Genomic DNA, 17,614 nt, shown 5'->3' with positions numbered 1-17,614 from the left:
ATTTCAATCTTAAAAATTCTACAGTTGAAACCAGTTTTCGGCGGGATCATCATCGTTCTACGGCCCTGCCCACGACTGCCCGCGACTCCGTGCGAGAGGAGTGACGCCATGCTTGGACCGACCGCGCACACCGACAGCTTCACACGGGACAATCTGCCGCCGCCGTCGCTGCTGCCGGATTTCCTCCTCGGCGGCTTCGCCTATCCGGAGCGCCTGAACGCGGCGGTCGAGCTGACCGATCGCATGGTCGAGAAGGGCTTCGGCGACCATGTCGCGCTGATCGGCAACGGCCGGCGCCGCACCTACAAGGAACTCGCCGACTGGACCAACCGCCTCGCCCACGCGCTGGTCGAGGATTACGGGGTGCGGCCGGGCAACCGGGTGCTGATCCGTTCCGCCAACAACCCGGCGCTGGTCGCCTGCTGGCTGGCGGCGACCAAGGCCGGGGCGGTGGTGGTCAACACCATGCCGATGCTGCGCAGCGGTGAGTTGGCCAAGATCGTCGACAAGGCGGAGATCGGGCTGGCGCTGTGCGACACCCGGCTGATGGACGACCTGCTCGACTGCGCGGCGGGCAGCCGGTTCCTGAAGCGGGTGGTCGGCTTCGACGGGACAGCCAACCACGACGCGGACCTCGACCGCGCGGCGCTCGACAAACCGGTGCGCTTCCAGGCGGTGGAGACCGGGCGCGACGACGTGGCGCTGCTCGCCTTCACCTCCGGCACCACCGGGCAGCCCAAGGCGACGATGCATTTCCACCGCGATCTGCTGATCGTCGCCGACGGCTACGCGCGCGAGGTGCTGGGGGTGACGCCGGACGACGTCTTCGTCGGCTCCCCGCCGCTGGCCTTCACCTTCGGGCTCGGCGGGCTGGCGATCTTCCCGCTGCGCTTCGGCGCCACCGCGACGCTGCTGGAGACGGCGTCTCCCGCCAACATGATCGCCATCATCCAGACCTACAAGGCGACCGTCTGCTTCACCGCCCCCACCGCCTACCTCGCCATGCTGGCGGCGATGGAGGGCGGGGCCGACCTGTCGAGCCTGCGCGTCGCCGTCTCGGCGGGCGAGACGCTGCCGGCCCCGGTGTTCCACCGCTGGATGGAGAAGACCGGCAAGCCGATCCTCGACGGCATCGGCTCCACCGAGATGCTGCACATCTTCCTGACCAACCGCTTTGGCGACGCGACGGCGGGGGCGACCGGCCGGCCGGTCGGCGGCTACGAGGCGAGGATCGTCGATGCCGACATGGCGGAGGTTCCGCGCGGCACCATCGGCCGGCTGGCGGTGCGCGGCCCGACCGGCTGCCGCTACCTCGCCGACGCGCGGCAGGCCGACTACGTGTGCGACGGCTGGAACCTGACCGGAGACAGCTTCGTGCAGGACGAGGATGGAGTCTTCCACTTCGCCGCGCGGTCGGACGACATGATCATCTCGTCTGGCTACAACATCGCCGGGCCGGAGGTCGAGGCGGCGCTGCTGGCGCACGCCGACGTGCTGGAATGCGGGGTGATCGGCGTGCCGGACGAGGCGCGCGGCCAGATCGTCGAGGCGTATGTCGTGCTGGCGGCCGGCGTCGCCCCGGACGGCGCCACCGTCCTGCGTTTGCAGGAGCACGTCAAGCAGACCATCGCCCCCTACAAATACCCGCGCTCGGTGAGGTTCGTGGAATCGCTTCCGCGCACCGCCACCGGCAAGCTCCAGCGCTTCCGCCTGCGCGAACAGGAACAGGCATGACCGACTTCACCCAAAACGATTTCAAGGGAACGCGCGCGCTCTTCCGGATTCCCGAGGGGGTGATCTACCTCGACGGCAACTCGCTGGGGCCGCTGCCGGCCGGTGTCGAGCAGCGGGTCGCCCGCACGCTGGCCGAGGAATGGGGCACGCGGCTGATCCGTGGCTGGAACGATGCCGGCTGGATGACGCAGCCGGGCCGCGTCGGCGACCGCGTCGGCCGGCTGATCGGCGCGCCGCCGGGCAGCGTGGTGATGGGCGACACGCTGTCGATCAAGGTCTATCAGGCGCTGGCGGCGGCGCTGGCGCTGAATCCGGACCGCCGGGTGATCCTGTCGGACACCGGCAATTTCCCGACCGACCTCTACATGGCCGAGGGGTTGATCGCCACGCTCGGCCAGGGCCACCGGCTGGAAATGGTGGAGCCCGAGGCGGTGGAGGGGGCGATCGACGGGCGCGTTGCCGTGCTGATGCTGACCGAGGTGGACTACCGCACCGGCCGGAAGCACGACATGGCGGCGCTGACTGCCCGCGCCCATGCTGCCGGCGCGCTGACCGTCTGGGATCTCGCCCATTCGGCCGGCGCCCTGCCGGTCGATCTCACCGCCGCCGGCGCCGACTTCGCGGCGGGCTGCACCTACAAGTATCTGAACGGCGGGCCGGGAGCGCCCGCCTTCCTCTATGTCGCCCCGCGCCACGCCAAGGCGGCCCGTCCCGCGCTGTCCGGCTGGATGGGGCACGCGGCGCCCTTCGCCTTCGAGCCCTCCTACCGGCCCGGCGCCGGGGTGGAGCGGATGCGGGTCGGCACGCCGCCGGTGATCGCGCTGGCGGCGCTGGACGCGGCGCTCGACGTCTGGGACGGGGTCGACATGGCCGACATCCGCCGGCAGTCCATCGCGCTGTGCGACCTCTTCATCACGGAGGTGGAGGCGCGCTGCCCCGAGCTGGCCCTGGCCTCGCCGCGCGACGGCGCCCGGCGCGGCAGCCAGGTGTCCTTCCGCCACCCGCAGGGCTACGCGATCATGCGGGCGCTGATCGACCGTGGCGTGATCGGCGACTTCCGCGCGCCCGACATCCTGCGCTTCGGCATCACGCCGCTCTACATCGGCGCCGACGAACTGCGCGCCGCCGTAGCCGTGCTGGAGACGGTCCTGGCCGGCCGGCTGTGGGACCGCCCCGACTATCACCGCAAGGCGACCGTGACATGAGCGACTCCGAGCAGTCCTGTCCCTATGATCCTGCGGCCGAGGGCGCGCAGATGGCGTTCGACGGACGCATGTCCTACGGCGACTATCTCCAGCTCGACCGCATTCTCGACGCCCAACGCCCGCGCTCGACGGCCCATGACGAAATGCTGTTCATCATCCAGCACCAGACCTCGGAGCTGTGGATGCGGCTGGCGGTCTACGAGATCCGCGCCGCGCGCGACGCCATCCGCGACGACCGGCTGTCGCCCGCCTTCAAGATGCTGAGCCGCGTCTCGCGCGTCTTCGAGCAACTCAACTCCGCCTGGGACGTGCTGCGCACGATGACGCCCAGCGAATACACCAAGTTCCGCGGCGATCTCGGCCAGTCCTCGGGTTTCCAGTCGCACCAGTACCGCGAGATCGAGTATCTGCTCGGCAACCGCAACAGGGCGATGCTGCGGCCCCACGAGCACCGGCCGGAGATCCGGGCGCGGCTGGAGGAGGAGCTGACGCGGCCGAGCCTGTACGACGAGGCGCTGCGCCTGCTCGCCCGCAACGGCATTCCCGTGCCGGCGGAGGTGCTGGAGCGCGACGTGTCGCAAACCCACCGGCCGCAAGACGGCGTGACGGAGAGCTGGCGGATCGTCTACCAGGATCCGGACCGCCATTGGCCGCTCTACGAGCTGGCCGAGAAGCTGGTCGACTTCGAGGATTACTTCCGCCGGTGGCGCTTCAACCACGTCACCACGGTGGAGCGGATCATCGGCTTCAAGCGGGGGACCGGCGGCACCGGCGGCGTCCCCTATCTGCGCAACATGCTGGCGGTCGAGCTGTTCCCGGAGCTCTGGCGGGTCCGCACCGTGCTGTAGGGCAGGGGCTTCCTCCCCCCTCGACATCCGGCGGCGGACACGGGAGAGTGCCGGCCGGCAATCGCCGGACATTCAAGGACAGGCCATGGCAGCGAAAGTGACCAGCCCGCGCAAGCGGGACCAGCGGATGGACCCGGACGCCGGCAACCACGCCGACATCCGGCTGTGGTTGCGCCTGCTGTTCTGCGCCAGCCGGATCGAATCCGTCCTGCAAAGCCGCATCACCAGCGATTTCGGCATTTCGCTGGCCCGCTTCGACCTGCTGTCGCAATTGGAGCGGGTCGAGGACGGGCTGACCATGACCGAGGTGTCGCACCGCATGATGGTGTCCAACGGCGCCATCACCAGCCTCGTCGACCGGCTGGTCGAGGACGGCCTCGTCCGCCGCGAGCCGCACCCCCGGGACCGCCGGACCAACATCATCCGCCTGACCGACGAGGGACGCGCGCGCTTCCTGGGGATGGCCGGCGAGCATGAGCAGTGGGTGGTCGGGCTGCTGGACGGGCTCGACGAGCCGGTCAAGCGCGGGCTGCTGGACGGGCTTGGCGCGTTGAAGCAGCATCTGGAAAGGACGGGCGGCTGAACGCGCCCAACCCCAAGGGAGGAGACGACCCGATGGTCACGACGGCCGGTCCGGGACCCATCGATTGGGACGACGCCTACGCCAACGGCGCCCACATCGAGGGCGGCAGCGCCTATCCGGCGAAATGGGCGGCGGCGGCGGCCGGTTTCCGTGCGGCGATGGTGGCGACGGGGCGGGCCGAGCTTGATCGCCCCTACGGGCCGCTGCCGCGCGAGGTCTTCGACCTCTTCCACCCGGAGGGGGAGGCGGCGGGAACCGTCGTCTTCGTGCATGGCGGTTTCTGGAAGGCGTTCGACAAGTCGAGCTGGTCGCATCTGGCGGCCGGCGCGCTCGCCCATGGCTGGCGCGTCGCCATGCCCAGCTACACGCTGTGCCCGGAGGCGCGGATCGGCGGCATCACCCGCCAGATCGAACGGGCGGTGGAGGCGGTCGCCGGGCGGACCGCCGGCCCCCTGCGCCTGACCGGCCATTCGGCCGGCGGCCATCTGGTGACCCGCCTGCTCTGCGCCGATGCCGGCCTGTCCTGGGCGGTGCGGGAGCGGGTCGTGCACACGGTCTCCATCAGCGGGCTGCACGATCTGCGCCCGCTGCTGAAGACGGCGATGAACCAGACCCTCGGGCTCGACGGGGAGGAGGTCGTGCGTGAAAGCCCGGCCCTGGCGATGCCGCATCCCGGCGTGTCGGTGACCTGCTGGGTGGGGGCGGACGAGCGGCCGGAATTCATCCGCCAGAATGCCCTTCTCGCCAACATCTGGAGCGGCCTGGATGCGCGCATGACGGAGCGGCAGACCGCCGCTCGCCATCATTACAACGTCATCGAGGATCTGGCCGATCCGCACTCCCCCCTCGTCGGCGAGCTTCTCGGAGGCGGCGGGAGCGCTCGGTAGGGAATTATCCGAGCGGCCAGGGGGGCCGGACCGTTCGAACCGGAAGCGTCCGTCCAGCCCTGCCTTTGCCGCAGCGCAGCCCTGCCGGGCCAGCGGCCGCTTGACAGGGGCTTTTGGCAACCTCTACCGTCGCGTCGCATCATGGGAAAACATTCCGGCCAACGGAATTTCCAGGCGGGGAATTCCAAGGAGATGGCCGGCGCGACGACCCGTCCGGCGGGCGCATCCTCGGGGCTGCGTTTGCCGGCGACGCTCACCCGCATCCCCACCCGACGGGCACGGCCATGGACCTCAACCTCGACCACAACCCCTTTTTGACGATGATCGGCCTGACGCTGTGCCGGTGGCAGCCCGATCTGGCCGAGTTCGAGCTGCTGATCGAGCCCCGCCACCTCAACCGGCAGGGCAGCCTGCAAGGGGGGGTGATGGCGACGATGCTGGATGCGGCCTGCGGCTACTCCGGCCTCTTCAGCGCGGAGCCGGGCGAGGAGCGCCACGCGGCCACCCTGTCGCTGTCCATCAACTACGTCGCCCGCGTCGCCCAGGGCCGGATTCGCGCCGTCGGGCGGGTGACCGGCGGCGGCCGCAGCGTCTATTTCGCGGAGAGCCGGATCATCGACGAGGATGGGGCGGTCATCGCGACGGCGCAGGGCAGTTTCAAGCGCCGCGCCACGGCGGCGGTGCAACCGGCCGCCCTGTCCGGAACGCCGGATGGTTTCGGGGCATGAGCGTCCAGGACATCGGGCTGGCGCTGGTCGTCGTGCTGCTGTGGGGGGTGAACTTCGTCGCCGCCAAGCTGGCGCTCGCCGAATTCTCGCCGCTCCTGTTGATGGGGCTGCGCTTCACGCTGGTCGCGGCCCTGCTGCTGCCCTTCGTGCGGGTGCCGTGGGGCCGGCTGCGCGGGATCCTGCTGCTGTCGATGGTGCTCGGCTCCGTGCATTTTCCGTTGATGTTCATGGGCATCAAGGGGCTGGACGCCGCCACCGCTTCCGTGGCGGCACAGCTCCAGGTGCCGTTCTCCTCGCTGATGGCGGCGATCTTCTTCAAGGACCGGCTGGGCTGGCGGCGCACGCTCGGCATGGTGATCGCCTTCGCCGGGGTGGCGCTGCTGGCCGGCGAGCCGGAGCGGATCGAGAATCCGGTGCCGCTGCTGCTGGTCGTCACCGCCAGCCTCGCCTTCGCGCTGGGCAGCGTGCAGATCAAGCGGCTGGAATCGGTGGAGGGCTTCACGCTCAACGCCTGGATGGCGCTGTTCGCGGCGCCGCAGCTCCTGACGCTGTCGCTGCTGGTCGAGCGGGACCAGATCGCCGCCATCCGCAACGCCACGCTGGTGGGCTGGGGAGCCCTGGCCTTCATCGCGGTGATGGCGACGATCGTCGCCTACGGTCTGTGGTACCGCCTGCTGCGGCTCTACGACGTCAACCAGACGGTGCCCTATCTGCTGCTGCTGCCGGCGGTCGGGGTGGCGTCGGGCGTGCTACTGCTGGGAGAGCCGCTGTCCTGGCGCCTGGTGGTGGGCGGTCTGGTCACGGTGGCCGGCCTCAGCCTGATCGTCCTGCGCCGGCCACGCGTGATCAACGACAAGGTGACGAACCTGACGTGACCGGCGGAAGAGCGGGTCTCAGCCCTTCACCAGCGGGCACTTGCTTTCGGCCAGCGGCAGGAAGGCCTCGTCGCCCGGAATGGTGCTGAGGATCTTGTAGTAATCCCAGCGCCCCTTGGATTCGGCCGGGCTCTTGACCTCGACGAGATGCATGTCGTGGACCATGCGGCCGTCGGCGCGGACCTTGCCGTTGCGGGCGAACATGTCCTCGATCGGCATGGACTTGAGCTGGTTGACCACGGTCAGGCCCTTGTCGGTGCCGGTGGCGTCGATGGCCTTCAGGTAGTTCAGAACCGCCGAATAGACGCCGGCCTGCACCATGGTCGGCATCTTGCCCTCGTGCCGCTGGCCGAAGCGCTTGGCGAATTCCCGCGTGCGGTCGTCGGTGTCCCAGTACCAGCCGGTGGTGATCACCATCCCCTTGGTCACGTCGAGGCCGAGGCTGTCGATGTCGGTCAGGAAGACCAGCATGCCGACCATCTTCTGGCCGCTCTGGGACAGGCCGAACTCGTTGGCCTGCTTCACCGCGTTCACGAAGTCGCCGCCGGCGTTGGCCAGCGCCACCACCTGGGCCCCCGACGCCTGCGCCTGGAGCAGGAAGGAGGAGAAGTCCGGTGTCGCGACCGGCGCCCGCACCGTGCCCAGAACCTCGCCGCCGGCCTTCTTGACCGCGTTCGACGTGTTGGTCTCCAGGCTGCGGCCGAAGGTGTAGTCGGCGGTGATGAAGAACCACTTCTTGTTGCCCTGTTGGGTCAGGGCGCGGCCGGCTCCGTTGGCGAGCGCGTAGGTGTCGTAGGTCCAATGCACGCCGGTGGGCGAGCATTTCTCGTTGGTCAGCTCGGTGCTGCCTGCGGTCGAGTTCAGGTGGACCCGGCCGGTCTCGCGCGTCACCTCCTGGACCGCCAGCGCCGCGGCGGAGTTGCCGACGTCGACGATCACGTCGACCTGCTCGCGGTCGATCCATTGGCGGGAGATGCTGGCGGCGATGTCGGCCTTGTTCTGGTGGTCGGCGAAGACGACCTGGACCGGTGTGCCCTTCACCGTGCCGCCGAAATCCTCGACCGCCATCTGCGCGGCGACCACCGAGCCGCGCCCGGCGAGGTCGGCGTAGATGCCGGTCATGTCGTCGAGCACGGCGATCTTCACGATGTTGTCGGAAACCTGCGCCTGTGCCGCGCCGGTCAGGGTGATGGCGGCCATGCCCGCGAGCAGGGCCGTCTTGAGCGTCTTCATGCGTTGATCCTCCCGGTTCTGGTGATGCTTTGCGTGGATGGGGTTCAGGCGCCGGCAGCGGCGTCGCGCAGCAGGCGGCCGAGCAGGAACTGGTCGCTGTCGCCATGGGCCAGCCGCGTCTGATCGGACTGGGCGTCGATGGCGCGCTTGGTCATGCGCAGGGCCAGCGGCGGAACCATCGCGGCGTCCTGCGCCAGCCGCAGGCTTTCCGTCACCACGGCCCCGTCCTCGGCGACGAGATCGGCGAGGCCCCAATCGAGGGCCAGCGACGAATCGACCCGAAGGTCGGTGAACAGCAGGCGCTTGGCCCGCGCCGGGCCGACCAGCGACACCAGACGCGGCAGCCCGCCCCAGGCGAGGTTGAAGCCGAGCCGCGCCTCGGGCAGGCGCAGATGCGCGCCGCGCCCGAAGATGCGCAGGTCGAGCGCCATCGCCAGCACGCCGCCGCCGCCGACCGCCGCCCCCTCGACGGCGGCGATGGTGAACTGGGGCAGCGCCGCCCAGGCCTCGCACAGCGCGCGGCCACGCTCGACGGCGGCGTGCTGTTCCAGCGCGTCCGCGCCGGCCGGCCAGAGCCGTGGGTCGGACAGGTCGAGGCCGCCGGAGAACACCGTCGCGGCGCCGGTCAGCACCACGGCCCGCAGGGAACCGTCGGTGCGCAGCCGGTGGGCGGCGTCCGTCAGCTCCTCCATCGCCGCCGCGTTCAGGGCGTTGGCGCGTCCGCCACGGTCGTAGCGGACCAGCGCCACGCCATCCAGCCGCTCGATCGACACAAGCCTCATTCCGTCTGTTCCTTTCCCTATCGGTTCCGGCGCTGGGGTCGGCCAGCTCCATCCACCTAACATTCTACTGAGTATGTTGCAATGCTTTGGTTCGTAGTGCAAACATACGGTCAACGGTCCCCGCCGGGGGCTCGACGGTGTGACGGTTGGACGAAGAGGGAGGGTGATCGGCGATGCACGGCGATGAATGGGCGAGGATTCCCTCGGCGGACGAATGCGTGCTGCGCAATCTTCTGGAAGGGCAGGCGGAGCGACAGCCCGACGTGGTGTTCGTCGCCTTCTGGCGGGGCGAGACCTGGAGCTACCGGGAGACCTTGGAGCGTGTCCGCCGCCGCGCCGCCGCCCTGCGGGCGCAGGGCGTGCGCCAAGGCGACCATGTGCTGTGCTGGATGGGGAACGGGCCGGACCTGCTGACCGCCTGGTTCGCCATCAACTATCTCGGCGCGGTCTATGTGCCGCTCAACACGGCGAGCCGGGGCCGCCCGCTGGAGCATATGCTGGACAACGCCGGCGCCACGGTGATGATCGCGCACGCGGCCCTGCTCGGCCGTCTGGCGGAGATCGACCGCGGGCCGCTGGCCAAAATTCTGACCGTCGGGGCGGCGGACTCGCCGCCGCCCGACCTGCCCGGTGTCACCGTCGCGCCGCTGGTCGACGCGCCGGCCGATTCCGGCCTGAGCCTGGACCTCGACCGGCCGATCCAGCCCTGGGATCCGCACGCGATCATGTATTCGTCGGGCACCACGGGGGCGGCGAAGGGGGTGGTCACCTCCTACGTGCAGATCCACGCGATGGGGCCGGACGCCTTCACCAGCATCACGGCGGACGACCGCTGCATGATCTGCGGGCCGATTTTCCATTGCGGCAGCACGCTTTACGTCTATTGCATGTTGGGCAAGGGCGGCTCGATGGCGATGGTGCCGGAGTTCCGCACCGGTGACTTCTGGGACTCGATCTGCGACACCGGAAGCACGGTGGTCCTGCTGCTCGGCGTCATGGCGAGCTTCCTGCTGAAAGCCCCGCCGGACCCGCGCGACCGCGACCATACCCTAAAGAAGGTTTTCATCGTCCCCTTCGGAGAGGATGCGCCCCGGTTCGGAGAGCGTTTCGGCGTCGAGCTCCACACCGTCTACAACATGACCGAGATCGCCAGCCCGCTGACGGCGGGGCCGCGGACCGCCGGGCCGGACGGGATGGTGCCGGGCCTGTGCGGCCGCGCGCGGCCCTGCTTCGAACTGCGCGTGGTCGACGCCAACGACGCGGAGCTGCCACCCGGGTCGGTCGGCGAGCTGATCATCCGCTCGCACCGGCCCTGGGCGCTCGGCTCCGGCTATTACCGCAATCCGGAGGCGACGGTGGCGGCCATGCGCAACGGCTGGTTCCACACCGGCGACGCCTTCCGCATGGAGCCGGACGGGCGCTTCTTCTTCGTCGACCGCCTGAAGGACGTCATCCGCCGTCGGGGCGAGAACATCTCTTCCTTCGAACTGGAGGCGGAGATTTGCGCGCATCCCGCCGTGCGCGAGGCGGTGACCGTTGCCGTTCCCAGCGAGGTCGGCGAGGACGAGGTCCTGGCCGTCGTCGCCCCGGTTCCCGGCGCCGTGGTCGATCCCGCCGAACTGGTCGGTTTCCTGGCGGCGCGGGTGGCGCATTACATGGTGCCGCGCTACGTCCGTGTCGTGGAGGAGCTTCCCAAGACGGCCAGCGGCAAGCTCCAGAAGCACACGCTGCGTGCCGAGGGGGTGATCGAGGGGTGCTGGGACCGCGAGGCGGCGGGCATCCGTCTCAAGCGGGAAAAGCTGGGCTGACCGGTGGAGCGAAGCAAGGGCCCCTCTCCCTGAGGGAGAGGGGCTTCCCTGTTATCGCGGCGTGTTCAAACCCTGCATGATCGATTCGACGATCTTGTCGGCGAGGATCTCGCGGTCGTCGCGCGTCTCCGCCGGGCGGGGGCGGTACCAGATCGACAGCCAGTTGATGGCGCCGAGCGCCACCTTGACCGCCACCGACACGTCGCTGGTGCGGATCGAGCCGTCCTCGACACCCTCGTAGGCGACCCGCTTGAAGAGACTCTCGAAGTCGTTGCGCACGGTCATCAGCTCGGCCAGCGTGCGGCGCTGCTCGGGCGTCGTGGCGCCGAAGCGGTGCATCTCCACCCCCTGGACGACCACCGCCTCAAGGGCGAGATTCTCCATCATCGACAGGGCGTGCTGGCGGAACATGGCGCTGAGGCGCCGCGCCGCCGGCTCCGGCCCCTTCATCGCCGGGGTGACGGCCTCGAAGTTGCGGCGCATGCCCTCGCGGTGGACGTCGAAGAACAACTCCGTCTTCGAGCGGTAGTAATGGTAGATGCGTCCCTTCGTGGATCCCAGACGCCGCGCCACGTCGTCGATGCTCGCCGCATGATAGCCCTGCTCCATGAAGCATTCGGCGGCGGCGATCAGGATCTCGATGTTCCCGGTCTTGTCGATGCGGGGTGACAGCGGGCTCTTTTCACTGCTCATCGTCCAGTTCCAACTCGATAAGTTCGTCGGCGACCAACCTGTTCCGCCCGCATGATCCCGCCGCGACAGACCGGCGTGGACCGATTCCGCGAAGCTAGGACCAATCCATCCGGCAGGCAACATTTCTGCCTGGACAGTGCGGGCGCGCTCACATACTACTTGGTATGTTTTTTGTGCGTGACGCAAGCAAACTTCGTGGGCACGCACCCAAACGACCATGGGAAGACGCCCAATGACCGAACCCATTCCCGCCGGGGATCTGGAGCGGCGCGCCGGCACCGAGATCGGCGTGTCGCGCTGGTTCGCGATCGGCCAGACGCGCATCGACGCCTTCGCCGACGTCATCGACGACCACCAGTTCATCCATGTCGATCCCGAGCGCGCGCAGCGCGACACCCCCTTCGGTGGAACCATCGCCCACGGCTTCCTGTCGCTGTCGCTGTTGACCGCGATGGGGGAAGGCGTGCTTCCGGCGATCGCCGGGGAGGCGATGGTCATCAATTACGGCTTCGACCGTGTCCGCTTCCTCGCCCCGGTCCGCTCCGGCGCGCGGGTCCGCGCCCGCTTCGTGCTGAGCGAGGCGACCCGCCGGTCGGAGCGCGAACTGGTCGCGCGCTACGCCGTGACGGTGGAGGTCGAGGGCGGCGGCAAGCCGGCGCTGGCGGCCGACTGGATCATCCTGACCCTTTTGAAAGAACAGGTGGACGCAGCATGAGCATTCAATCGGGCGGCATCGGGCCGGATGGCATCCGTTTCGACGGGCGCGTCGCCATCGTCACCGGGGCGGGGAACGGCCTGGGGCGTGGCTACGCGCTGGAACTGGCGGCGCGCGGCGCCAAGGTGGTGGTCAACGATCTGGGCGGCGGCCGTGACGGCCGCGGCGCTTCGGACGCGGCCGAGACCGTGGTCGCGGAGATTCGCGGCCGGGGCGGCGAGGCCGTCGCCGACGGTGCGAACGTCACCGACCCGGCGCAGGTCGCGGCGATGGTCGAACGCGCCCACGGGCTGTGGGGCTGCATCGACGTGCTGATCAACAACGCCGGCATCCTGCGCGACAAGAGCTTCGCCAAGATGGAGCTGGAGGATTTCCGTTCGGTCGTCGACGTGCATCTGCTGGGGGCGGCCAACGTCACCCACGCGGTCTGGCCGATCATGCGCGCGCAGAATTACGGCCGCGTCCTGATGACGACCTCGACCTCGGGCGTCTACGGCAATTTCGGCCAGTCGAACTACGGGGCGGCGAAGGCCGGGCTGGTCGGGCTGATGAACGTCCTGCATCTGGAGGGCATCCGCAACGGCATCCATGTCAACGCGGTCGCCCCGACGGCGGCGACCCGCATGACCTCCGACATCCTCGACGAGACGGCGCTGGCCCGGCTGAACCCGGACTTCGTCACCCCGGCGGCGCTGTTCCTGGTGTCCGAACAGGCGCCGAGCCGCACGGTGATGCTCGCCGGCGCCGGCACCTACGCCCGGCTCGCCATCGTCGAATCGGACGGCGTCTTCCTGCCCGAGGGGGAGCGGACGCCGGAGGCCGTCGCCGCCCGCTTCGCCGAGATCGCCTCGCTCGACCGCCAGCACGAGATCGACGCCGGCCTGACCCACGTCGACCGCATCCTGAAGCGCGCGGCGGACGCCGCCGGCTGACCTGAAGTGGGGAGAAGACCGGTGAGAGAAGCCGTCATCGTATCGACCGCCCGCACGCCCATCGGCAAGGCCTACCGCGGCGCCTTCAACGACACCCAGGCGCAGGCGCTGGGCGGGCACGCCATCGCCCACGCCGTCGCCCGCGCCGGGATCGACCCCGCCGAGATCGACGACGTGGTGATGGGGGCGGCCTTGCAGCAGGGCGCCACCCACATGAACATGGCCCGGCAATGCGCGTTGCGCGCCGGGCTGCCGACCTCGGTGGCGGCGCAGTCGGTGGACCGGCAATGCGCCTCGGGCCTGATGGCCATCGCCATCGCCGCCAAGCAGATCATCGTGGACGGCATGACCGTCGCGGTCGGCGGCGGGCTGGAATCGCTGTCGCTGGTGCAGACCGACCGCATGAACGTCGAGCGCTGGCGCGACCCCTGGCTGGTCGAGCACCGCCCCGACGTCTACATGGCGATGATCGAGACGGCGGAGATCGTGTCGGCGCGCTACGGCGTGCCGCGCGAGGCGCAGGACGCCTACGCCGCCCGCTCCCAGGCGCGCACCGCCGAGGCGCAGGCCGCCGGCCGCTTCGACGCGGAGATCGTGCCGGTCGCCACCACGATGACCCGCTTCGACAAGGCGACCGGCGAGACCACCCGCCACGCGGTCACGCTGGAGCGCGACGAGAGCAACCGGCCGGACACCACGCTCGCCGGTCTGTCGGCACTGAAGCCGGTGTTCCGCGACGGCCAGCGGATCGCCGAGGGGCGCTTCGTCACCGCCGGCAACGCCTCGCAGCTGTCGGACGGGGCGTCGGCCAGCGTGCTGATGGAGGCGGCGGAGGCCGAACGGCGGGGGCTCAGCCCGCTCGGCATCTACCGGGGCATCGCGGTTGCCGGCTGCGATCCGGACGAGATGGGGATCGGCCCGGTCTTCGCGGTGCCGAAGCTGCTGAAACAGCACGGCCTGAGCGTCGACGACATCGGGCTGTGGGAACTGAACGAGGCCTTCGCCGCGCAGGTGATCCATTGCCGCGACCGGCTCGGCATTCCCGACGAGCGGCTGAACGTCAATGGCGGGGCCATCGCCGTCGGCCATCCCTACGGCATGTCGGGCGCCCGTCTGGTCGGCCACGCCCTGATCGAGGGCAAGCGGCGGGGGGCGCGCCACGTCGTCGTCACCATGTGCGTCGGTGGCGGCATGGGCGCCGCCGGCCTGTTCGAAATCGCCTGAGCCCCCAAGATTAAGCCTGAGACAAGGAGGACCCCGCATGGACCGCAAGCACGACACCCGCGCCGCCTACCCGCATTTCCAGATCGTGCCCACCCGCTGGATGGACAACGACGCCTACGGCCACGTCAACAACGTGGTCTATTACAGCTACTTCGACACGGTGGTGAACCAGTACCTGATCGAGAACGGCGCGCTGGACATCGAGAACAGCCCGGTGATCGGGCTGGTGGTGGACACCGGTTGCAGCTATTACGCGCCGGTCAGCTTCCCCGACCGGGTCGAGGCCGGGCTGCGCGTGGCGCGTCTGGGCACCAGCAGCGTCCGCTACGAGGTCGGGCTGTTCCGCAACGACGACCTGACCCCGGCGGCCTGCGGCCATTTCGTGCATGTCTATGTCGACCGCGAGACGCGCCGCCCGGCGGCGTTGCCGGACACGCTCCGCGCCGTGCTCGAACGGCTGGTCGTGCCGGCCGAAGCCGTCTGACGCCCCCTTTCCGGTGAGGACCGAGACATGACGGACTTCGTGTTCGAGACCACCCCGAAGCTGGTGTGCGAGGCGGGGGCGGCGGCCCGGCTGGGCGAGATGGCGAAGGGGCTCGGCATCCGCCGCGCGCTGATCGTCACCGACGCCGGTCTGGTCGCGGCCGGGCTGCTGGAGCCGGTCGCGGCCGGCTTCACCGCCGCCGGCACGCATTGCGCCCTGTTCGCCGACGTGCTGGCCGACCCGCCCGAGGAGTCGGTCGCGCTGGCGGTCCAGGCGGCGCGCGAGGCCGGGGCCGACGGGGTGATCGGCTTCGGCGGCGGCAGCTCGCTCGACACCGCCAAGCTGGTCGCCCTGCTGGCCGGCACGCCACAGGAACTGCCGGACATCTACGGCATCGGTCTCGCCAAGGGGCCGCGCCTGCCGCTGATCCAGGTGCCGACCACCGCCGGTACGGGATCGGAGGTGACGCCCATCGCCATCGTCACCACGCCGACCAGCGAGAAGAAGGGGGTGGTCTCCAGCCTGCTCTACCCCGATCTGGCGGTGCTCGACGCCCATCTGACGCTCGGGCTGCCGCCGCGCGTCACCGCGATGACCGGCATCGACGCGATGGTCCACGCCATCGAGGCCTACACCACCCGCCACAAGAAGAACCCGCTGTCCGACAGCCTCGCGCTGCGGGCGCTGAGCCTGCTGGGCGGCAACATCCGCGCCGTCATCAAGGACGGGCGGAACGTCGCCGCCCGCGCGGCGATGCTCCAGGGCTCGCTGCTCGCCGGCATCGCCTTCGCCAACGCGCCGGTCGGCGCGGTGCACGCCCTGGCCTACCCGCTGGGCGGCCATTTCCACGTGCCGCACGGCTTGAGCAACGCGCTGGTGCTGGGGCCGGTGCTGGAGTTCAACCGGCCGGCCGCCGAGGGGCTCTACGCCGAACTCGCCCCGGCGATCCTGCCCGGCCGCAGCTTCGCCAGCTCGGCCGAGGCGGCGGGCGCCTTCATCGGCGCCATGCGCGATCTGGTCGCCGCCATGCCGATGGAGCAGCGGTTGGAACAGGTCGGTGTCCGGCGTGAGGACCTGCCGATGCTCGCCGCCGACGCCATGAAGGTGCAGCGCCTGCTGGTCAACAACCCGCGCGACGTCACCTATGAGGACGCCCTGGCCATCTACGGTCAAGCGTTCTGACCGGGGACGGATGCGCCCGCCGCCGGTTGAGGGAGGAGAACCCCAGACAAGGAGGCTCCTCCCATGGCCGAGACCACGAAGCCGTCGAACGGCAACACACTGACCAACGAGCCCGACCGCGCCATCGCCGATCCGCTGGAGGCGGCCAAGGCCGTCTCCGACACCGGCAAGCCGATCACCCCCGACACGGAATCGGCCAAGCGTCCCGACAGCCCGGAGGGCGGGAGGGACAAGGACGCCTGACGGCTTCCGACGGGTGAATCACATCAAAATCGTTGCGCCGCCGTCGACGACCAGCACATGGCCGTTGACGAAGGAGGCCGCCGGGGAGGCGAGGAAGACCGCCGCCCCGGCGATCTCGGGCGGCTGGCCCCAACGCCGCATCGGGGTCCGCCCCTCGAAATAGGCCGAGGCCGCCGGATCGCCGGTGATGCCGGCGTTGGTCTCCGTCGCGAAGAAGCCGGGGGCGATGGCGTTGCTGGTGATGTTGTGCGGGCCGTATTCGGCGGCGAGCGCGCGCACCATGCCGGTCAGCCCGGCCTTGGCGGCGGTGTAGACCGCGTCGTTGGCCTTGGCGACCTGCCCGGCGATCGAGGTCACGGCGATCAGGCGCCCCTCGCGGCGCGGCAGCATCAGCCGTGCCGCCTCCCGCGCCAGCACGAGGCCGGCCGTCAGGTCGACGTCGAGCAGGCTGCGGATCTCGTCGTCCGCGAAGTCGGCCAGCGGCTTGCGGTTGCGCTGCCCGACATTGTGGACCAGCACGTCGAGCCGCCCATGCTCCCGCCCGATCCGGGCGAAGGCGTCGCGCAGCGCCGCCCCGTCGGCGACGTCGAAGGGCAGCGGGATGACCGGGCCGGCCGTCCCGCCGATCCGGGCCGCCGCCGCCTCCAGCCGCGCCGGGTCTCGGCCGTTCAGCAGCACGGTCGCCCCGGCCCCGGCCATCGCGCGGGCGATCTCCAGCCCCAGGCCGCGGCTGGCTCCGGTGACCAGCGCCACCTTGCCCGCCAGCGAGAACATCGAGAGTGTGGGGAGCGTTGCTGTCGTCATGACGGACCTCGTTGGGCGGAGAGCCGCCACGATGACCGCCGGGGCGGCCGGGCGTCAATCCGCTTCCATCTCCCGCCGGAAGGCGCGGCCGGCGGTTTCGGCGAAGGCGGTGAGCGCCGCCTCGTCCGCCCCGTCGCGCGCCGCCGCCGACATGCCGGCCATCGCGATCGTCAGGAAATCGGCGAGGGCGCCGGCCTTGGCCGGCCTTTCGGTCGCGATGAAAGCGCGAAGGGCCTCCCGGCTGGCCCGCTTGGCCGCGGCGGTCAGGGCGCAGGCGTCGGGATCGGCGCTGTTGCGCGTGGCGTCGAGCACGAGGCAGCCGGCCACCCCGTCGCGCCGGGGATAGAGGCGGGCCGCCAGCGCCAGCGTGCGGTCGATCACCGTGGCGACGTCGCCGCCATCCGCCAGAGCGCGCGCGAAGATGTTGGCCTCGCCCTGGATGTAGCGTTGCAGCGCGCGCTCGAACAGCCCGGCCTTGCTGCCGAAGGCGGCGTAGAAGCTGGGCGGCTTGATACCCAGCTCGGCACCGAGTTCGGCGACGCCGACGGCGTCGTAGCCACGCGCGTGGAACAGCCGCATCGCGGTCTCGACCGCTTGGTCGACGTCGAAGGACCGCCGCCGTCCGCGTGGCTCCGGATCTTTTGTAGCGGTCAC

General features: G+C 70.1%; 19 protein-coding genes. 14 read left to right on the top strand and 5 right to left on the bottom strand.

Features of this window, described 5'->3' with window-relative positions; translation table 11 throughout:
* Positions 1 to 108 precede the first annotated feature (108 nt).
* From J2847_RS22415 to J2847_RS22385, 7 genes are all read left to right on the top strand, one after another.
* Positions 109 to 1,734: a benzoate-CoA ligase family protein gene (locus J2847_RS22415; protein ID WP_209781050.1), complete on the top strand. Its 1,626-nt coding sequence runs from the start codon at positions 109 to 111 to the stop codon at positions 1,732 to 1,734.
* A complete protein-coding gene (gene kynU, locus J2847_RS22410; RefSeq protein WP_209781049.1) occupies positions 1,731 to 2,939 on the top strand; it encodes a kynureninase in 1,209 nt (402 codons plus the stop codon). Before J2847_RS22415 ends, kynU begins: the two co-directional genes overlap by 4 nt.
* Complete coding sequence (kynA, locus tag J2847_RS22405) at positions 2,936 to 3,787, top strand: tryptophan 2,3-dioxygenase (protein ID WP_209781048.1); 852 nt, start codon at positions 2,936 to 2,938, stop codon at positions 3,785 to 3,787. Before kynU ends, kynA begins: the two co-directional genes overlap by 4 nt.
* Positions 3,788 to 3,872: 85 nt before the next feature.
* Entirely contained in the window at positions 3,873 to 4,370 is a 498-nt protein-coding gene (locus J2847_RS22400; protein ID WP_325169461.1) for a MarR family winged helix-turn-helix transcriptional regulator, read from the top strand.
* 32 nt (positions 4,371 to 4,402) lie between these two features.
* The gene (locus J2847_RS22395) at positions 4,403 to 5,257 is read left to right on the top strand and encodes an alpha/beta hydrolase (protein WP_209781047.1); all 855 of its coding nucleotides are present in this window, start codon (positions 4,403 to 4,405) and stop codon (positions 5,255 to 5,257) included.
* Between the two features lie 284 nt (positions 5,258 to 5,541).
* Positions 5,542 to 5,985, top strand: a complete 444-nt coding sequence (locus J2847_RS22390) for a PaaI family thioesterase (RefSeq protein WP_209781046.1) — start codon at positions 5,542 to 5,544, stop codon at positions 5,983 to 5,985.
* The gene (locus tag J2847_RS22385; RefSeq protein ID WP_209781045.1) at positions 5,982 to 6,860 is read left to right on the top strand and encodes a DMT family transporter; all 879 of its coding nucleotides are present in this window, start codon (positions 5,982 to 5,984) and stop codon (positions 6,858 to 6,860) included. The genes J2847_RS22390 and J2847_RS22385 overlap by 4 nt, the downstream gene beginning before the upstream one ends.
* An 18-nt stretch (positions 6,861 to 6,878) precedes the next feature.
* Here J2847_RS22385 and J2847_RS22380 read toward each other — a convergent pair whose 3' ends face one another.
* Positions 6,879 to 8,093, bottom strand: a complete 1,215-nt coding sequence (locus J2847_RS22380; protein ID WP_209781044.1) for an ABC transporter substrate-binding protein — start codon at positions 8,091 to 8,093, stop codon at positions 6,879 to 6,881.
* 44 nt (positions 8,094 to 8,137) lie between these two features.
* Complete coding sequence (locus J2847_RS22375; protein ID WP_209781043.1) at positions 8,138 to 8,875, bottom strand: enoyl-CoA hydratase/isomerase family protein; 738 nt, start codon at positions 8,873 to 8,875, stop codon at positions 8,138 to 8,140.
* 173 nt (positions 8,876 to 9,048) lie between these two features.
* Here J2847_RS22375 and J2847_RS22370 point away from each other — a divergent pair, with 173 nt between their 5' ends.
* The gene (locus J2847_RS22370; RefSeq protein ID WP_209781042.1) at positions 9,049 to 10,683 is read left to right on the top strand and encodes an AMP-binding protein; all 1,635 of its coding nucleotides are present in this window, start codon (positions 9,049 to 9,051) and stop codon (positions 10,681 to 10,683) included.
* Between the two features lie 51 nt (positions 10,684 to 10,734).
* On the opposite strand, the gene J2847_RS22365 is transcribed toward J2847_RS22370, so the two are convergent.
* Entirely contained in the window at positions 10,735 to 11,376 is a 642-nt protein-coding gene (locus J2847_RS22365; RefSeq protein ID WP_209781041.1) for a TetR/AcrR family transcriptional regulator, read from the bottom strand.
* Positions 11,377 to 11,608: 232 nt separating this feature from the next.
* On the opposite strand from J2847_RS22365, the gene J2847_RS22360 reads away from it, so the two are divergent.
* The 6 genes from J2847_RS22360 to J2847_RS22335 all read left to right on the top strand — a co-directional run bounded on the left by J2847_RS22360 (position 11,609) and on the right by J2847_RS22335 (position 16,156).
* Positions 11,609 to 12,091: a MaoC family dehydratase gene (locus J2847_RS22360; RefSeq protein WP_209781040.1), complete on the top strand. Its 483-nt coding sequence runs from the start codon at positions 11,609 to 11,611 to the stop codon at positions 12,089 to 12,091.
* Positions 12,088 to 13,023 carry an SDR family NAD(P)-dependent oxidoreductase gene (locus tag J2847_RS22355; RefSeq protein ID WP_209781039.1) on the top strand — a complete coding sequence of 312 codons (936 nt, stop codon included), beginning with the start codon at positions 12,088 to 12,090 and terminating at the stop codon, positions 13,021 to 13,023. Before J2847_RS22360 ends, J2847_RS22355 begins: the two co-directional genes overlap by 4 nt.
* Positions 13,024 to 13,044: 21 nt before the next feature.
* Complete coding sequence (locus tag J2847_RS22350; protein WP_209781038.1) at positions 13,045 to 14,247, top strand: acetyl-CoA C-acyltransferase; 1,203 nt, start codon at positions 13,045 to 13,047, stop codon at positions 14,245 to 14,247.
* 37 nt (positions 14,248 to 14,284) lie between these two features.
* Entirely contained in the window at positions 14,285 to 14,731 is a 447-nt protein-coding gene (locus J2847_RS22345) for an acyl-CoA thioesterase (RefSeq protein WP_085558053.1), read from the top strand.
* 27 nt (positions 14,732 to 14,758) lie between these two features.
* Positions 14,759 to 15,913 (top strand): iron-containing alcohol dehydrogenase, encoded by a 1,155-nt coding sequence (locus J2847_RS22340; protein ID WP_209781037.1) that lies wholly within the window; start codon positions 14,759 to 14,761, stop codon positions 15,911 to 15,913.
* 63 nt (positions 15,914 to 15,976) lie between these two features.
* Positions 15,977 to 16,156 (top strand): hypothetical protein, encoded by a 180-nt coding sequence (locus tag J2847_RS22335; RefSeq protein ID WP_209781036.1) that lies wholly within the window; start codon positions 15,977 to 15,979, stop codon positions 16,154 to 16,156.
* An 18-nt stretch (positions 16,157 to 16,174) separates the two neighbouring features.
* Here J2847_RS22335 and J2847_RS22330 read toward each other — a convergent pair whose 3' ends face one another.
* Together J2847_RS22330 and J2847_RS22325 are read right to left on the bottom strand one after the other, a co-directional pair.
* Positions 16,175 to 16,960: an SDR family oxidoreductase gene (locus tag J2847_RS22330; RefSeq protein WP_209781035.1), complete on the bottom strand. Its 786-nt coding sequence runs from the start codon at positions 16,958 to 16,960 to the stop codon at positions 16,175 to 16,177.
* A gap of 54 nt (positions 16,961 to 17,014) precedes the next feature.
* A complete protein-coding gene (locus J2847_RS22325) occupies positions 17,015 to 17,614 on the bottom strand; it encodes a TetR/AcrR family transcriptional regulator (protein ID WP_209781034.1) in 600 nt (199 codons plus the stop codon).

The sequence above is a fragment of the Azospirillum agricola genome (assembly GCF_017876095.1).
In the GTDB taxonomy this organism is placed as follows: Bacteria; Pseudomonadota; Alphaproteobacteria; order Azospirillales; family Azospirillaceae; genus Azospirillum; species Azospirillum agricola.
The sequence above is the reverse complement of the archived record's forward strand: the minus strand, read 5'-3'. Positions and strand labels throughout refer to the sequence as shown.